The following is a 16,366-nucleotide window of genomic DNA, read 5'->3' as shown; positions in this document are numbered from 1 at the left end:
GCTCCGGATGAGAGCCACCCGGTCAAGCGGGCACCCCCAAAAAACGAGTGGATCAAAAGCCGACGTAACGCACAAAGTTGGCGGCGTCTTCGCGCACCGATTTGACGGTGTTGGCCACAAAAGAGTCGTCCGGGTAACCCAGGGCGATGCAGATCATGATGTTTTGATCGTCCGGAATGCCCGCATGCTCGCGCACCACGGCAGACTGCATGATCCCCTGCCCGTTGATCACCGTGCCCAGACCCCGCTCCCACGCGGCCAAGACAATGGCATGCGACAAAGCGCCCAGGTCGAACTGGCTGATGGCGGCGGGCTCCAGGTATTTGTCGTAGGTCAGCACCAGCGAGACCGGGGCGTCGAATTGCCGAAAACCCCGCATGACCCAGTCGGTGCGCCGCTCTTTGTCGTCTCGGGCAATGCCCATGGCGTCAAACAACTGAATGGCAATGTCCACCTGCCGTTTGCGGTGGATGCCCTCGTAGGACTCCTTCATCGGGAAGTCGCGCTTGGGCGGCACGCCTTGGACCATGTTGTCGGTGTTGCCGCGGCGAATGCGCTCCAAGGGCTCGCCCGTGACCACATGCACGTGCCAAGGCTGCGTGTTCATGGACGAGGGCGACCACTTGGCCACCTCGATGATCTCTTCGATCACCTGCCTGGGCACGGGTTTGGTCAAGTAACCGCGAACGCTTTTGCGGGCCTTGATGAGTTCTGAAAATTCCATGGCTTGTCTCCTCGGCCAAGAATCGGTGAAAAGCGCGCACCCGTCAACGCGGGCCTGTTGCATGCGTTACTCGGGCGCACTCAGGCCTGGGACTCCACCACTTCGGTGACAGTGCGAAACGCATCGATGGCAGTGGGAAAGCCGCAGTAAACGGTGGCGTGCAGCATCACCTCGCGCAACTCATCTGGGGTGGCGCCGTTGTTGAGTGCGCCGCGCACATGGGCTTTGAGTTCATGCTGCTTGCCCTGGGCTGCGAGCATGGCCACGGTGATGAGGCTGCGCGTCTTCAGGTCCAGGCCTGGCCGCTGCCAGACGTTGCCCCAGGCGTTGCGCGTGATGAATTCCTGCATGGGCAGGGTGTAGTCGGTGGCGTTGCCGAAGGCGCGGTCCACATACTCGGGGCCCATGACCTGAGCGCGGGTGCTCAGACCCGACTGAAAGGCCGCATCATCGGGGCGGGCTTGACGGGCTTGCTCGATCGGGGAAAGGGGTGTTGAAGGCATGACAGGCTCCTGAAAAGTTCGTCAGCATAATCTGTCGTGTGGCTGCCCCGGACAACCGAAGCCCATCCAACAGGCGACCCGCCTTCGCGGGCCTGACAGAACCAAGGACCTTTATGAGCGACCGTTACCCCGCCCCCGAAATCCATGACTTGCCTGAAGACATCAAAGCCAAGGTACTCGAAGTCCAGGAAAAAGCCGGTTTTGTACCCAATGTGTTTCTGGCCTTTGCCCGTCGCCCGGCCGAGTGGCGCGCGTTCTTTGCTTACCACGACGCCCTGATGGTGCCCGAGTCGGTCGGGCGTGAGAGCGGCCTCACCAAGGGTGAGCGCGAGATGATCGTGACCACCACCAGCGCGGCCAACCACTGCCTGTATTGCGTGGTGGCGCATGGTGCCATCTTGCGCATTTACGAAAAAAAACCCTTGGTGGCCGACCAAGTCGCCATCAATCACCGCAAGGCAGACATCAGCCCACGCCAACGCGCCATGCTGGACTTCGCCCTCAAGGTCTGCAACCAATCCCATGAAGTGGAAGACGCCGATTTTGCTGCCTTGCATGCCCACGGCTTCAACGACGAAGACATCTGGGACATCGCGGCCATCACCGCGTTCTTTGGCCTGAGTAACCGCATGGCCAGCTTCAGCGGCATGATGCCCAATCCCGAGTTTTATCTGATGGGCCGTGCGCCCAAGGCCAAACCAGCGGCTTGAACGGCCACCAGTCGCCTGCGCCTTTAACGGGCGTCCATCTTGGCGCGGGCCAGCAAGGCCCAGGCCATCTGCACCAGGGCCTCCTCAAACGCGGGGCTGCCCAGCAAAGGTGACTTTTCGAGGCTGGCGCTGCGCAGCGTGCCAATGACCGAGCGGGTCAGCACGAACAGTTGTGCAGGGCTGGGCGTTTGCAGCGCGGGGTGACCGATGCGCTCAAAAAAGATGGCCAGGCGGTCCGCCACCTGGCGCACAGCGCTCGCGGTTTCATCGGGCTTTTCCAGTGTCCAGCACAGGTGAATCAGGCTTTGGCTCAGGCCCTTGCCCGTGGCAAAGCCGCGCACCAAAATGCGAATGGCCTGGTCCAGCAGCGCGCGCCCATCGCGCTCGCGCACATTGGGCAGGGTTTCCAGCTCGCTCAGGTAGCGGCCCAGCTCTTGCAGCACCATCTCTTGCCCCCGAGCGGCCATGGCCCGCACCAGCACTTCTTTGCTCGGAAAGTACTGGTACAGCGTGCCAATCGAAAACCCGGCAGCCGCAGCCACCTTGTTGGTGGTCAACCCGCCCTCGCCTTCCTTGTCCAGAATCTGAGCAGCGGCCTTGAACAGGGTCTGCATGGTCTGCTGCGCCCGGGCCTGCGATGGCTGGCGACGCAGACTGAGATCGGCTTGGAGCTTGGCCTGTGGCTTGGTTACGGACTTTGCAACGGGTTTGGCAGCGGGCATGACGGGGCCTCGGTGTAAATCTGAGCAGATAGCGAGTTGCAAGGTCTTTGCAAAACCTGAACAATGCTCACATTCTGACCTGTTTGCACACGAGACCCACCATGAACAACCACCCCGCCGCCCCAACCGAGTTGACCGTGCGCCGTCTGAGCGTGGATTTGAGCCAAGGTTTCTCGCGCCACTGGAACGGGGGAGACGCATTTTTGACGGCCTATGCCAACGCCTTGTCCATGAGCTTTCCGGTCGGTGAGCAGTCGTTCATCGATGCCGTCAAGGCGGGCGCCAGGCAGCTGCCCAACACCCCCGAAAACCAGGAACTCCAGCACATTGCCAAGGGCTTTGTGGGCCAGGAAGCCACCCACCGCCACCTGCACGCTTTGTACAACGCGCACTTGGAAAAGCAGGGTTTTGTGAACCACTGGGGCCCCCGCGCCGAGCAACGTCTGAAAAAAGGCCGCGAAGAATTTTTCAGCAAAAGTGACAAAGGCTACCTGCACGAGTTGGCGATCACCGCCGCCTTTGAGCACTACACCTCCATCTTTGGCGATCTGACCTTGGACCGAATGGACCAGCCTGGCGACTGGTTTGCCAACGCCGAAGAACCCCTGAAAACCCTGTGGCGCTGGCACGCGGCCGAAGAGTCCGAACACAAATGCGTGGCCTTTGACCTGTACCAACGCTTGGGAGGCAACCACGCCTGGCGCATGCGTTGGTTCTGGTATGTGACGATCCAGTTCAGCACCGACGTGTTCCGCCAAACAATCAACAACCTCTGGCACGACAAGACGCTGTTCAAGCCCGCCACCTGGTGGTCAGCGGGCAAGTTTTTGTTCGGTCGCCACGGCATGGTTTGGCGTGTGGCCAAGCCCATCTGGGCCTACACCCGCCAAGACTTTCACCCCATGCAAGTGGGCAGCGCTACGCTGTCACAAGATTGGCTGCAAAGCCATGCCGACCAGTGGCGTGCGGTGGGTGGCACCGCGACATCGGCCACCTGAGGCTTTCGCGCACGGGGTGCGCACCTGCACAACAGCAACAGCGCTCAGTCGCTGACCAAGGCCCGCATCCAATCGGGCAGGGTCACGGCCTTTTGGTTGGGGAAATCCACCCAAATCGTGGTCGCGCCTCCGGCAGCAAACACCACGCCAGGCTGGTCGGTGCGCTCCAAGGTGCACCAACTCTCGAACGTGGTGCGGCCCGGATCGCTCACAAACATCTTCGCCAGGATGTCGCCCGGAAACTCGAATTGTTTGTAGAAGTTACAAAACGCGTTGACGATGACTGGCCCCTGCCCTTGGGGATTGACAGGGCAGCCGATCGCCGCAAACCAATCGATGCGCAGTGTCTCCATGTAACGAAAATACACGGTGTTGTTGACGTGGCCCATGGCGTCCATGTCGCCCCACCGAATGGGGATCACCAACTCGAAAACTTGTTTTTTGTGCTCAGGCAGTTCCAGCTTCATGGCCTGGTCCTGTTAAACCGCAAAACCGTCATCGGCCGACACCACTGCACCGTTGATGAAGTGGCTTTGGTCGCTGGCCAGCAGCATCAGCAAGGCGTCGAGGTCCTGGGGCTGACCCACGCGTTTGCGCGGCAGCATGCTGACGAGTTTTTGGCCCTGCTCGGTTTGCCAATGGTGGTGGTTGATCTCGGTGTCGATGTAACCCGGGCAAATCGCGTTCACGTTGATGCCGAACTTGCCCCACTCGATGGCAAAGGCCTTGGTCATTTGGATCACCGCCGCCTTGCTCATGCAGTACACGCCAATTTGCGGCAGCACTTTCAGGCCCGCCATCGAGGCGATGTTGATGATGCGTCCACCCGTGAAACTGCCCGGGGCCGCGCCCTTGGCCCGGGCCAGCATGCGTTTGCCCACCTCTTGCGCCACAAAAAACGCGCCACGCACATTGGTGTTCATGATGAAGTCGTAATCTTCTGCCGTCACATCCTGGATGCGCTGGGTGGTGCTCACGCCGGAGTTGTTCACCAAAATGTCGATGCTGCCCATCTCGGTTTCGGCGTGCGCCACCGCCGCCGCAATGCTGTGGCGGTCGGTCACGTCCATCTCGACCACATTGGCATCGCCCCCTGCGGCTTCGATCTCGGCCCGCAAGTCCTTGAGCTTTTCCATTCGGCGACTGGCCAACACCACGCCCGCACCGGCTGCGGCCAAGGTTTTGGCAAATTGGGCCCCTAAACCACCCGAGGCCCCTGTGACCAAGGCCACGCGGCCGGACAAATCAATTTCATAAGCCATCAGAACTCCTTCAAGAATGGACCCACCCGGGGCAATACTGTTGACGCCATTGTGCAGGCCAAGCCGGAAAGAGCCGCATAAAATGAGTCACACGCCCGACAGCATTGTGCTCAGGCATTTGTTTTGACCCATTTCCCAAGAAGACACCTTCATGAGCCCCGAAGAAATCCTGAGCACTTATGGCCCACGCGAATCCATGCCCTACGACGTGGTCGTGGTCGGTGGGGGCCCGGCTGGCCTGTCCACGGCCATCCGCCTCAAACAACTGGCGGCTGAAAAAGGCACCGACGTGTCGGTGGTGGTGCTGGAAAAAGGCGGCGAGCCTGGTGCACACATCCTGAGCGGCGCGATCATGGACCCCAAGGCCCTGACCGAACTCTTCCCCGACTGGAAAGAACGCGGCGCCCCGCTGAACCAGCCCGTCACCGATGACGCCTGGAGCTTTCTGTCTGAGTCCGGCGCCACCCGCACCCCCGGCATCTTTTTGCCCGAGTGCGCGCAAAACCATGGCAACTACATCATCAGCCTGAGCAATTTCACCCGTTGGCTGGGCCAGCAGGCCGAAAACCTGGGCGTGGAAATCTTCCCGGGCTTCACCGCCGCAGAAGTGCTCTACAACGACGACGGCTCCGTCAAAGGCGTGGCCACCGGCAACCTGGGGGTAGGCAAGGACGGCGAGCCGACCGAGAACTTCCAACTGGGCATGGAGCTGCATGGCAAGTACACCGTGTTCGCCGAAGGCGCGCGAGGCCACCTGGGCAAGCAGCTGATCGCCCAATACAAGCTGGACGAAGGCTGCGACCCGCAAACCTACGGCATCGGCATCAAGGAAGTCTGGGAGATCGATCCCTCCCGTCACACCCCCGGCTTTGTCATGCACACCGCTGGCTGGCCCATGAACAACGACACCTACGGCGGTGCGTTCATGTACCACATGGAAGACAACAAGGTGGCAATTGGCTACGTGGTCGGCCTGGACTACGCCAACCCCTGGCTCAGCCCCTTTGAAGAATTCCAGCGCTGGAAAACCCACGCCAACATCAAGTGGTACTTCACCAACGACAAGGGCGAAGTCAACGCCAAGCGCATCGGCTACGGCGCCCGCGCCATCACCGCTGGCGGCCTGATGAGCTTGCCCAAAACCGTGTTCCCGGGCGGCGCGCTGGTGGGCTGTGATGCCGGTTACCTGAACGTGAGCCGCATCAAGGGCAGCCACGCCGCCATCAAGACCGGCATGCTGGCCGCCGAAGCCGCTTACGACGCCATCGTGGCCGGTCGTGAGCACGACGAGCTGAGTGCCTACCCTGAGGCGTTTGAATCCAGCTGGCTCTACACCGAGCTGAACAAGTCCCGCAACTTCAAGACCTGGTTCAAAAAGGGCCTGACGGTGGCCACCCTCATGAACGGCTTTGAGCAGTTTGTGCTGCGTGGTCACATTCCCTGGACCCTTCGCCGCGACAAGGTCGATCACACCTATTTGAAACCTGCGGCCGATTGCCCCAAGATCGACTACCCCAAGCCCGATGGCAAGCTCACCTTTGACCGCTTGAGCAGCGTGTTCATCAGCAACACCAACCACGAAGAAAACCAGCCAGCCCACCTCACGCTCAAGGACGCCTCGGTGCCCGTGGGCACCAACCTGGCCAAGTACGCAGGCCCCGAAAGCCGCTATTGCCCGGCTGGGGTTTATGAGTATGTCAAGAATGAAGACAACTCCGACCGCCTGCAGATCAACGCGCAAAACTGCGTGCACTGCAAGACCTGCGACATCAAGGACCCCACACAAAACATCGTCTGGGTGACACCCGAAGGCGGTGGCGGCCCCAACTACACCGGCATGTGAGCCTGAGGCCCCCTAGAAGAGGCCCCAACATGGGGCCTTTTTGGGTGACCGGAACAGACCCCAGGGCGTCACCAAGGCATCACCACCCCCGCGAAAACCCGTAGTCAAACAGGCCTACCGGCACCCCATAATCAAACTTGTATGACAAGTTGATTCGCAACTTGTTGTCGTCCACCGATCCACGAGGAGCTTTCGAATGAAATTGAGCAAACTGATGTTGGGCCTGAGTTTGGCCGTAGGTGTCATGGCCACAGCCTCTGCGCAAATCACCATGCGCAACAGCATCTCTGTCGGCCAGAACTCCCACCAGGGCGAGGCCATCGACACCCTGTCCAAAGAGGTTGAAAAGCGCACCAACGGGCGCATCAAGATCCAGAACTTCTATTCCGGCTCTTTGGGCGGCGAACGCGAGTCGATTGAATCGGTCCAACTGGGCACCCAAGAACTGGCCACCACATCGACCGGCCCCGTGCCCAACTTTGTGCCCGAGTCGCGCATTTTGGACGTGCCCTTCTTGTTCCGTGACAAAGCCCACGCACGCGCTGTGCTGGACGGCCCCATTGGCCAAGAGTTGCTGACCAAGTTCGACTCCAAAGGCTTCAAGGCTTTGGCTTGGGGTGAAAACGGCGTGCGCCACATGACCAACAGCAAGCGCCCAGTGAACGCACCGGATGACCTCAAAGGCCTCAAGATGCGCACCATGGAAAACCCCGTGCACGTCGCGGCCTACAAGAGCTTGGGCATTGTGACCACCCCCATGGCTTTCCCTGAAGTGTTCACCGCCTTGCAACAAGGCACTGTGGACGGCCAGGAAAACCCCCTGTCCGTGATCATGGCGGCCAACTTTGACCAAGTGCAAAAGCACCTGACTTTGACAGGCCACGTTTATTCGCCCGTGGTGATCCTGATGAACAAGGGTTCTTTTGACAAACTCAGCGCCGCGGACAAACAGATCTTCCTCGACTCGGCCAAAGAGGCCGTCAAGGTCAACCGCGCCCGCGTGGACAAGGACGATGCCAACGGTGTGGCCGAGTTGCGTAAAAAGGGCATGACCATCATCGAGAACGTGGACAAGTCCAAGTTCTTGGCCACCATGGGCCCGGCCATGGCCGAATTTGAAAAGCAGTTCGGCAAAGCCAACTTGGACCGCATTCGCAACTTCAAGTAATCTGAGCTTGCGCACGACGCCCGACCGGCTTTGGCTGGCGGGCGTTTTTCAATTTGGTCGAGAAACGCTCCATGAAACAATTATTTTTACGCTTTGAGGCGCGGACCACCGCCCTCTCGATGATGCTGGCCTGCGCGATGATGGCCCTGGCTGCGGCGTTTGCCATTCACCAAATTGTGACCCGTTTCATCCTCGAGTCACCGGCAGAATGGACCGAGGTGTTGATCCGCTTTAGCCTGATCTGGATGGTGTTTCTCGGCATTCCCACCGCTTTTCGCACCGGCTCCATGGTCAGCGTGGACTTGCTCTACCGCTTGAGCGGCCATCGCATGCGGCGAATTTTGGATGCCGTGGTGGCCATCTCGGCCCTGGTTCTTTGCGGCGTGATTTTGTGGTGGGGCTGGGACTATGCCAACCGGGGCAGCGTCCAGTCCATGATTGGCTTGGAAGGCGTCTCCATGTTCTGGGCTTATTTGGCACTGCCCGTAGGCGCTGTTTTCAGCATCATCGGCGTCGTCGGTTTTTGGCTGGACCCCCAGCGCATGGAATTGGAGAACGCACAATGAGTTCAGTCATGCTTTTCACGATGCTGTTGTGCTTTGCACTGACGGTATCGGTGGCGGTTTCCATTGGTTTATCGGGGATTGTTGGCATTCAGATCGCCGACGCCAACATGCTCATTTCCGTCAAGGAAATGTTCAATTCCATCAACAAATTTCCGCTGGCTGCCATTCCCTTCTTTATTTTGGCCGGCAACCTGATGGAAACAGGCGGCATTTCTCGCCGTTTGGTGGAGTTTGCCAAGAGTATTGTGGGAGGCGTGCAAGGCGGCTTGCCCATGACTTGTGTGCTGACCTGCATGATTTTTGCGGCTGTTTCAGGCTCGTCGGTCGCCACAACTTTCGCGGTGGGTGCGATCTTGATTCCAGCCCTGATCAAACACGGTTACCCCAAACCTTGGGCCACCGCTTTGCAAGCGACCTCGGCCGAGCTGGGTGTGATCATCCCCCCATCCATTCCCATGATCTTGTTTGGCGTCAGCGCCGAAGTTTCGATTGGTGAATTGTTTGTCGCCGGTGTCGGTCCTGGCCTGCTCATTGGCGGCGCGCTGATGTTGTTTGTCTGGCTGTATTCCAAATACAAGGGTTGGGGCAAAAACGACGGTGATGGCCGCTTGAGCTTTGGCAAAGCCACTTGGCAAGCCAGCTGGGCCTTGCTCATGCCCGTCATCGTGTTGGGCGGCATCTATGGCGGCGTCTTCACCCCCACCGAAGCCGCGGCTGTGGCGGTGTTTTATTCCTTCATTGTGGGCACCGTGATCTACCGTGAAATCGGCTTCAAGGACATGTACAACATCCTGCGCAAATCGGTGATTTCGAGCGCGGTGATCATGTTCATCATCGCCAACGCCGGCTTGTTTGCATTCATGATCACCCGTGCCGGTGTGCCAGCGGCCATTGGCGCTTGGCTGCAAGAGGTGTTGCAATCGCCCATGTATTTCTTGTTGGGCATCAATGCAGCCTTGTTCATCATCGGCATGTTCATCGAGACCAGCGCGGCCATCATCGTGCTGGCCCCGATCCTGGTGCCGGTGGCGATGCACTTTGGCATTGACCCGATCCACTTTGGCATGGTGATGATCGTCAACCTGGCCTTGGGCATGATCACACCACCCTTTGGAGTGAACCTGTTTGCCGCCTGCACGGTGGCCAGAATTTCGCTCGACAGGATCATCAAAGACCTGATCCCCTTCATTGGGGTCATCTTGGGCTGTCTGATGCTGATCAGTTATGTGCCCGCCATCTCCTTGACCTTGCGGGATCTGATTTTCAACAAGTAAGGCTAAAATTTATCGTCTCTGATACCGCCTGGCCCTTCGAGGGCCAGGTTTTTTTTGTAAATCGACATGGCCATCCAATACTCCGAAGACCACACCTGGCTCCAGCTCACCGATGACGGCATCACCGCTGTCATGGGCATCACGGTGCACGCCCAAGACACCTTGGGTGACATCGTTTTTGTCGATCTGCCCGACATCGGCAAGCGCTTTGCCGCCCGTGAAGTGGCTGGCGTGGTCGAGTCGGTCAAGGCGGCTGCCGATGTGCACATGCCCGCCGGGGGCGAGATCCTCGAGGTCAATGAAGCCCTGCGTGCCGATCCGTCTTTGGCCAACTCCGACCCTTTGGGCGCCGGTTGGTTTTTCAAGGTCAAACTGAGCCAGCCGTCTGACTTGGATGCCCTGCACGACGAGGTCAGCTACAAAAAGTTGACCGACTGATTTTTGGCGAAATCTCTAGGCAGGCCTGAAATCAGGCCTTAGAATCTGGCCTGTTGGGGCAACGCCGGTTTTGCAACCATTGCCCCGAGTCGGACACCATCCGACGTTCACTGTGGGAGAGCTTGGGGGCTGAAAGTCCTCAACGCCGAAGGAGCAACCACCCCGGAAACTCTCAGGCAAAAGGACCGTGGTGAACACAGCACTCTGAAGAGCTGCCGGGATTCGTCCCCCGGCACACCGCAGGAGCAAGCCCCCAGCCTTTCAGGCTGCCGGGTGAATCTCTCAGGTTTCAAACAGAGGGGGTCGTTCTGCACACATCCGGTGTGCGGTTCGTCCACCCGTTTGAGACGCATCAAAGAGAGAAGCTTCATGAAAAAGCACATGGTCATCATTGGCGGCGGCATCACTGGCGTCACATCCGCCTACGCCCTGGCCCAACAAGGCATCCAGGTCACCCTGATCGAGAAAAACCGCTACCCCGGCATGGAAACGTCGTACGCCAACGGCGGCCAGCTGTCGGCCAGCAACGCCGAGGTCTGGACGCATCCGTCCACGATCCTCAAGGGGCTCAAGTGGATGCTCAAAAGCGACGCCCCTTTGCTCATGAACCCCGCGCCCACTTGGCACAAGCTCAGCTGGATGGCCGAGTTTGTGGCCGCCATTCCCAAGTACAAAGACAACACCATCGCCACGGCCCAACTGGCCATTGAATCGCGCGCGCACCACTTTGCCTGGGCCCAAGCAGAAGGCATCGACTTCGACCACAAGCGCGAGGGCATCTTGCACATCTACCGCGACAAAAAAGGCTTTGACCACGCGGGCGAAGTCTCCAAGCTGCTGGCCCAAGGCGGCCTGCCCCGCCGCGCCGTGACGCCCGAAGAGATGAAAGCCATCGAGCCGACCTTGCAAGGCCAGTACTACGGTGGCTACTTCACCGAGAGCGACTCCACGGGCGACATCCACAAGTTCACCTTTGGCCTGGCCAAAGCCTGTGAGCGCCTGGGCGTGAAGATCCTCACCGAACACCAGGTGCTGAACGTGGCCTCCGACGGCCAAACCGCCACAGTGCAGGTCCAACACCACGGCCAAACCGACACCTTGAGTTTTGACGGCATCGTTATTTGCGCGGGTGTGCATGGCCGGGGCCTGGCCGCGCAACTGGGCGACCGCTTGAACATTTACCCCGTCAAAGGTTATTCGATCACCGTGGGCTTGAACGATGCTGCCAGCCAGGCCGCCGCGCCGCAGGTGAGCCTGCTCGACGACGAGACCAAGCTGGTCACCAGCCGTTTGGGCGCAGACCGTTTCCGCGTCGCGGGCACGGCCGAGTTCAATGGCATCGACCTGGACATCCGCGCCGACCGCATCAAGCCCTTGGTCAACTGGGTCAATGCATGCTTTCCTGGCGTGGACACCCGCCGGGTGGAGCCTTGGGCTGGTTTGCGCCCCATGATGCCCAACATGTTGCCGCGGGTGGGTGCGGGCAAAAAGGCCAATGTGTTCTACAACACCGGCCATGGTCATTTGGGCTGGACACTGTCGGCCATCACCGCGCACCAACTGGCAGGCCATGTGATGCACAGCATGCAGCAAAATGTGCACGCCTACATGACCCCTGCCACCGCCTGACCATGCCCCTTCACATCCTGCCCGTTGATTACCGCAACCCCGTCCACCGCAATGCCTTGGTGATGCTGCTGGACGCTTACGCCCAAGACCCGATGGGTGGCGGCGAAGCCCTGGGGCAGGATGTGAAAGCGCGCCTGTGCGATGACCTGGCCGCGCGCACCGACGCGGCCAGCTTCATCGCATGGCTGGGTGATGTGCCTGTGGGTCTGATCAACTGCATCGAGGGTTATTCGACCTTCAAGGCCCGGCCCTTGATGAACATCCACGACATCGCGGTGCTGCCTGGCCACCGGGGCGCTGGTGTGGGCCAAGCCTTGCTGGCCGCCGCCGAGCAACACGCCAAAAAGCGCGGCTGCTGCAAGCTCACGCTGGAGGTGCTGACCGGCAACTCGCGGGCCTTGAAGAGTTACCTCGGCTTTGGCTTTGAGCCCTACGCGCTCGACCCGGCAGCGGGCCAGGCGAGCTTCATGCAAAAGTGGCTTTGAAAGAGGGGGCATCGCAGACTGTTGCGACGCCGTGAACAAGCGCCATCTCCTGTGAGCGCGAACACCGGCCCCCCATCAATATCCTAAGGACCAGGGCCTTTGCTCTTTGTCGAATCCCCCTGCTCGGCTGGTGGAGGCCAACTTGATCGTCAGACCACCAGCTTTTGCGCCACCAACTTCACGCCCAAGGCCTTGCACACCCGGGCGACGGTGTCAAAGCGAGGGCTGGCATCCGGACGAAGTGCCTTGTACAAAGCCTCGCGACCCATACCAGCATCTTTTGCGATCTGCGTCATGCCACGCGCCCGGGCAATGTCGCCCAATGTGGCGGCCAAGAGAGCGGGATCGCCATCTTCCATCACCAAAGTCAGGTACTCGGCAATGCTTTCATCGTCTTGCAGCATCTCGGTGATGTCGAAAGGACGGGTTTGGGGTTTCATGCTTTATTCCTTGAACAATCGGGCCAACTGCAAACACGATGCGATGTCGTCGGCTTGGCTTGACTTATCGCCACCGCCCAGCATCACGATCAAAACAGTACCTTGCAGGATGTAGTACATGCGCCAGCCTGGACCGAAAAATTCGCGCATTTCCCACACACCCTCGCCGACAGGCTTCACGTCGCCCAAGTTTCCCAATTGAGCCTTTCGAAGCCGCATACCCAAGCGCTTGCGGGTCAGACTGTCTTTGAGTCCATCCAGCCACGCATCAAAGTCTTTGGTCGTCTCTACCTGGTACATGGCTCGATTGTATTCGATCGAATACAATTTGTGTCAACCCATCAGCGGCCCACTGCATGTGAACGGCCAAATCAACCCAAATGCGCCTGCTCTTTGGCCAGTTGCCACTGTTCCTTGAGCCAGCGTTTGAGTTCAGCCTCGCTCTGGATGCGGCGCAGGTCGCTGGCCAGGCTGTCGGCGGTGTGGCGCTGGTCGGCCTGGATGCGCCGCAGGGCCTGCGTCATGACCGCCTCATCGGCCTCGGCCCGCACCGGCACGCACAACTCTTGGCTCAGGCGGGTTTGCAGCTGGTCCAGGTCGTCTTCGAGCGCAGCAACTTGCTCCTTGAGCAGCAAGGACAAGGCCATCAGCTTGTCATCGGCCATGCGCGCCGTGCTTTGCGGGTTGACCTGCGTCACCTGCATTTGCAGGCGCAGCAAGGTGCTCAAGTCGTTTTTTTCATAGGCGGCGTTCACCTCGCTCATCCAGCCGGTTTTGCGAAGCCGCTCTTGTTCGTCGGGCTCACGGTCGGGGTGCAAGGCGCTGGCCAGCTGGCGGTAAACCGTGCGGAGGGCGCTTTTCGCATCGGCCTCGCGCATCAAAGCGGGCGGCACATCCCCTTTTTCGGCCGCAGCCTGTTTCTTTTGGGCTTGTTTTTGTGCTTTGCGGGCCTCACGCTTGGCGGCCTTGCGTTGCTCGTCGGCCTCTTGCTGGCGCTGCCATTGGCGCATGCCGGCAGCCATCATGTCTTCGGGCGTCTGGTATTGGCCGGGCTTTTCAATCGGCTGACCCAACGCATCTTCGATGCGTTCGCGCAAACGCTGCGCCGCTTCGGCTTGTTCTTGGGCGAGTTCTTGTGCGTCCTCTTCGCTCACATACAGATCGGCCAGGGCCTGCACTTGCGCATCCGCGCTGCCCGCCAAGCGGTCGATCCAAACGCGTACCAGACCACGGGCCATGCGTTCCTGCCTGTCGCTGAGGTCGGCGGTTTGCAAACGCTCGTGCACAAACAGCAGCAAGCTTTTGCGGTGCGACTGGGCCAGCAGCACCGACTCGCGCAAGGCCTGAATGTGTGCGTAGCGGTGTCGGTCAGACCATGCCTGCAGCCGCTCGATCTGCCCCGTGAGCCGATCGATGCGGGCCAGCAGTTCATTGAAGCGCTGCTGGGCGGGCGTGAGCTTGGCTTGGGGGGCGGGCTGGATAGACAAAGCGCGTAAAGTGGCGGCAGTGTCCGAAGGCATATCGGGCATGGAAGTCTTCTGGAATATCAATCGGGCTGCGTTGGGCGCGGTGCTGGTGGATGTTAACGCTTGCCCCTACGGCCAACCCAGCCCACGGCGCCCGTCGATAATCGGCGCAACGACTGAAGAACAACGCCCCCCATGCCCAGCCCCTCCCCGTTCAAAGTGCTCAGCCTCATCCCACCGATGACGCAGCTCAACACGCCCTACCCGTCCACGGCCTACCTGACGGGTTTTTTGCGTTCGCGGGGTTTCGATGCGGTGCAAGAAGATTTGGCGCTGGCGACCGTGCTGGCTTTGCTCAACCGCGCGGGCCTCACGGCCTTGCGCGAGGCGGCGCTGGCCTTGCCGGAGTCAGCGCGTTCGGGGCCGGTGAACTTTTTCCTCGACCATTTCCAAAATTACGCGGTCAGCATCGACCCGGTGATTGCCTTTTTGCAGGGCCGCGACAGCACGCTCAGCCACCGCATCGCAGGCCGTGGTTTTTTGCCCGAAGGCCCTCGCTTTGCCGCCCTTGACGCCTACGAAGACGATGGCACCGGCGACCCGATTGGCTGGGCTTTTGGCGCTTTGGGCCAAAGCGACTGCGCCCGGCACCTGGCCACGCTGTACCTGAACGACCTGGCCGATGTGCTGCGCGATGCGGTGGACGAAGGCTTTGAATTCGTGCGCTATGCTGAGCGTCTGGCCGCCAGTCAGCCCAGCTTTGATGCGCTGGCCCAAGCGCTCGCGCAAGCCCCTAACCTGATCGACAGCACGCTGGAGCACCTGGCCTTGCAAGCGATTGAGCGCCACCAGCCCACGCTGCTGCTGCTGTCGGTGCCCTTCCCGGGATCAGTCTACGCGGCCTTTCGCATCGCCCAGTGCGTCAAGCAAGCGCACCCACACATCCGCATCGCCTTGGGCGGCGGCTTTGTGAACACCGAGCTGCGCGAGCTGAAAGACGCCCGCGTGTTTGACCATGTGGATTTCGTCACGCTCGACGGGGGCGAACGGCCCTTGCTCAGCCTGATCGAACACCTGCAGGGCCAACGCAGCGTGCAGCGCCTGCAACGCACCTTCATCCGCAACGGCGCAGGCCAGGTGCAATACATCAACCTGCAAGAGCCCGACATCCCCTTTGAAGAAGTGGGCACACCCACCTGGGACGGCCTGCCGCTGCACCAATACCTGTCGCTTTTGGACATGCTCAACCCGATGAACCGGCTGTGGAGCGACGGGCGCTGGAACAAGCTCACGGTGGCGCACGGCTGCTACTGGAAGAAATGCAGCTTTTGCGACGTGAGCCTGGACTACATCAGCCGCTATGAGACCGCCAGCGCCAGTACGCTGGTCGACCGCATCGAGCAGATCGTCGCCGAAACGGGCCAGACCGGTTTTCACTTTGTGGACGAGGCCGCGCCGCCCAAAGCCCTCAAGGCTTTGGCCGAAGAACTGCTGCGCCGGGGCGTGCAAATTTCCTGGTGGGGCAACATCCGGTTTGAGAAAACCTTCACGCCCGAGCTGTGCGAGCTGCTGGCACAAAGCGGCTGCATTGCGATGTCGGGCGGGCTCGAGGTCGCGTCCGATCGCTTACTGAATCTGATGAAAAAAGGCGTCTCTGTCGAGCAGGTGGCGCAAGTGACCCAAGGGTTTGCCGAAGCAGGGGTGCTGGTGCACGCCTACCTGATGTACGGCTTTCCGACGCAAACCGTGCAGGACACGGTGGACGCGCTGGAATACGTGCGCCAGTTGTTTGAAAACGGCTGCATCCACAGCGGCTTTTTCCACCGCTTTGTCTGCACCGTGCATTCGCCCGTGGGCCAGAACCCCGAGGCCTATGGCGTGAGCTTGCTGCCCCTGCCCGAGGGGACGTTTGCGAAAAACGATGTGGGCTTTGTGGACCCAACCCCCATGCCTGCCGGCGTGGACCACGACCTGCTGGGCCAAGGCCTGAAAAAAGCCATCTACAACTTCATGCACGGTGTGGGCGTGGACGCCGATGTGCGCCAATGGTTTGACCTGCCCAAGGGCCAGTGCCCCAAACCCACAGTGCCCCGCCACAAAATCGCCAAGGCACTGGGCTGATCAGCCCCACAGCCTTG

General features: G+C 60.2%; 18 protein-coding genes and 1 riboswitch. Of the genes, 10 read left to right on the top strand and 8 right to left on the bottom strand.

Annotated elements, in window-relative coordinates; genetic code table 11:
- Positions 1-52: 52 nt before the first annotated feature.
- A complete protein-coding gene (locus LHAB_RS10525; RefSeq protein WP_090046083.1) occupies positions 53-724 on the bottom strand; it encodes a nitroreductase in 672 nt (223 codons plus the stop codon).
- An 80-nt stretch (positions 725-804) separates the two neighbouring features.
- Positions 805-1,227, bottom strand: a complete 423-nt coding sequence (locus LHAB_RS10520) for a carboxymuconolactone decarboxylase family protein (RefSeq protein ID WP_090046082.1) — start codon at positions 1,225-1,227, stop codon at positions 805-807.
- Between the two features lie 113 nt (positions 1,228-1,340).
- On the opposite strand from LHAB_RS10520, the gene LHAB_RS10515 reads away from it, so the two are divergent.
- The gene (locus LHAB_RS10515) at positions 1,341-1,937 is read left to right on the top strand and encodes a peroxidase-related enzyme (RefSeq protein WP_090046079.1); all 597 of its coding nucleotides are present in this window, start codon (positions 1,341-1,343) and stop codon (positions 1,935-1,937) included.
- A 23-nt stretch (positions 1,938-1,960) separates the two neighbouring features.
- Here LHAB_RS10515 and LHAB_RS10510 read toward each other — a convergent pair whose 3' ends face one another.
- Entirely contained in the window at positions 1,961-2,659 is a 699-nt protein-coding gene (locus tag LHAB_RS10510; protein WP_228763410.1) for a TetR/AcrR family transcriptional regulator, read from the bottom strand.
- Positions 2,660-2,760: 101 nt separating this feature from the next.
- Between LHAB_RS10510 and LHAB_RS10505 the strand changes: the two genes are divergently transcribed.
- Positions 2,761-3,657: a metal-dependent hydrolase gene (locus tag LHAB_RS10505; protein WP_090046074.1), complete on the top strand. Its 897-nt coding sequence runs from the start codon at positions 2,761-2,763 to the stop codon at positions 3,655-3,657.
- A 44-nt stretch (positions 3,658-3,701) separates the two neighbouring features.
- Here LHAB_RS10505 and LHAB_RS10500 read toward each other — a convergent pair whose 3' ends face one another.
- Together LHAB_RS10500 and LHAB_RS10495 are read right to left on the bottom strand one after the other, a co-directional pair.
- Positions 3,702-4,124 carry an acyl-CoA thioesterase gene (locus LHAB_RS10500; protein ID WP_090046072.1) on the bottom strand — a complete coding sequence of 141 codons (423 nt, stop codon included), beginning with the start codon at positions 4,122-4,124 and terminating at the stop codon, positions 3,702-3,704.
- Positions 4,125-4,136: 12 nt separating this feature from the next.
- The gene (locus LHAB_RS10495) at positions 4,137-4,919 is read right to left on the bottom strand and encodes an SDR family oxidoreductase (RefSeq protein WP_090046070.1); all 783 of its coding nucleotides are present in this window, start codon (positions 4,917-4,919) and stop codon (positions 4,137-4,139) included.
- Positions 4,920-5,070: 151 nt separating this feature from the next.
- Between LHAB_RS10495 and LHAB_RS10490 the strand changes: the two genes are divergently transcribed.
- The 7 genes from LHAB_RS10490 to LHAB_RS10460 all read left to right on the top strand — a co-directional run bounded on the left by LHAB_RS10490 (position 5,071) and on the right by LHAB_RS10460 (position 12,322).
- Positions 5,071-6,762, top strand: coding sequence for an electron transfer flavoprotein-ubiquinone oxidoreductase (locus LHAB_RS10490; RefSeq protein ID WP_090046068.1), 1,692 nt, complete (start codon positions 5,071-5,073; stop codon positions 6,760-6,762).
- 196 nt (positions 6,763-6,958) lie between these two features.
- Positions 6,959-7,930 carry a TRAP transporter substrate-binding protein gene (locus LHAB_RS10485; RefSeq protein ID WP_090046066.1) on the top strand — a complete coding sequence of 324 codons (972 nt, stop codon included), beginning with the start codon at positions 6,959-6,961 and terminating at the stop codon, positions 7,928-7,930.
- 71 nt (positions 7,931-8,001) lie between these two features.
- Positions 8,002-8,496: a TRAP transporter small permease gene (locus tag LHAB_RS10480; protein ID WP_090046063.1), complete on the top strand. Its 495-nt coding sequence runs from the start codon at positions 8,002-8,004 to the stop codon at positions 8,494-8,496.
- Complete coding sequence (locus LHAB_RS10475; RefSeq protein WP_090046060.1) at positions 8,493-9,770, top strand: TRAP transporter large permease; 1,278 nt, start codon at positions 8,493-8,495, stop codon at positions 9,768-9,770. The genes LHAB_RS10480 and LHAB_RS10475 overlap by 4 nt, the downstream gene beginning before the upstream one ends.
- Before the next feature lie 66 nt (positions 9,771-9,836).
- Entirely contained in the window at positions 9,837-10,208 is a 372-nt protein-coding gene (gcvH, locus tag LHAB_RS10470; RefSeq protein ID WP_090046058.1) for a glycine cleavage system protein GcvH, read from the top strand.
- A gap of 103 nt (positions 10,209-10,311) precedes the next feature.
- Positions 10,312-10,406, top strand: a riboswitch (glycine riboswitch).
- 123 nt (positions 10,407-10,529) lie between these two features.
- Entirely contained in the window at positions 10,530-11,837 is a 1,308-nt protein-coding gene (locus tag LHAB_RS10465; RefSeq protein WP_228763409.1) for a D-amino acid dehydrogenase, read from the top strand.
- 2 nt (positions 11,838-11,839) lie between these two features.
- Positions 11,840-12,322 carry a GNAT family N-acetyltransferase gene (locus LHAB_RS10460; protein WP_090046053.1) on the top strand — a complete coding sequence of 161 codons (483 nt, stop codon included), beginning with the start codon at positions 11,840-11,842 and terminating at the stop codon, positions 12,320-12,322.
- A gap of 149 nt (positions 12,323-12,471) precedes the next feature.
- Here the strand turns inward: LHAB_RS10460 and LHAB_RS10455 are convergent, their stop codons facing one another.
- The 3 genes from LHAB_RS10455 to LHAB_RS10445 all read right to left on the bottom strand — a co-directional run bounded on the left by LHAB_RS10455 (position 12,472) and on the right by LHAB_RS10445 (position 14,291).
- A complete protein-coding gene (locus tag LHAB_RS10455) occupies positions 12,472-12,762 on the bottom strand; it encodes an addiction module antidote protein (protein ID WP_090046050.1) in 291 nt (96 codons plus the stop codon).
- A gap of 3 nt (positions 12,763-12,765) precedes the next feature.
- Positions 12,766-13,062, bottom strand: a complete 297-nt coding sequence (locus tag LHAB_RS10450) for a type II toxin-antitoxin system RelE/ParE family toxin (protein ID WP_090046047.1) — start codon at positions 13,060-13,062, stop codon at positions 12,766-12,768.
- Positions 13,063-13,133: 71 nt separating this feature from the next.
- The gene (locus LHAB_RS10445; RefSeq protein WP_090046045.1) at positions 13,134-14,291 is read right to left on the bottom strand and encodes a coiled-coil domain-containing protein; all 1,158 of its coding nucleotides are present in this window, start codon (positions 14,289-14,291) and stop codon (positions 13,134-13,136) included.
- 132 nt (positions 14,292-14,423) lie between these two features.
- On the opposite strand from LHAB_RS10445, the gene LHAB_RS10440 reads away from it, so the two are divergent.
- The gene (locus LHAB_RS10440) at positions 14,424-16,349 is read left to right on the top strand and encodes a B12-binding domain-containing radical SAM protein (RefSeq protein ID WP_090046042.1); all 1,926 of its coding nucleotides are present in this window, start codon (positions 14,424-14,426) and stop codon (positions 16,347-16,349) included.
- Positions 16,350-16,366 lie beyond the last annotated feature (17 nt).

It is taken from the genome of Limnohabitans sp. 2KL-27 (assembly GCF_001269345.1).
In the GTDB taxonomy this organism is placed as follows: domain Bacteria; phylum Pseudomonadota; class Gammaproteobacteria; order Burkholderiales; family Burkholderiaceae_C; genus Limnohabitans_A.
Note: the sequence above shows the minus strand (reverse complement) of the source record. Positions and strands in the feature narration are given on the sequence as shown.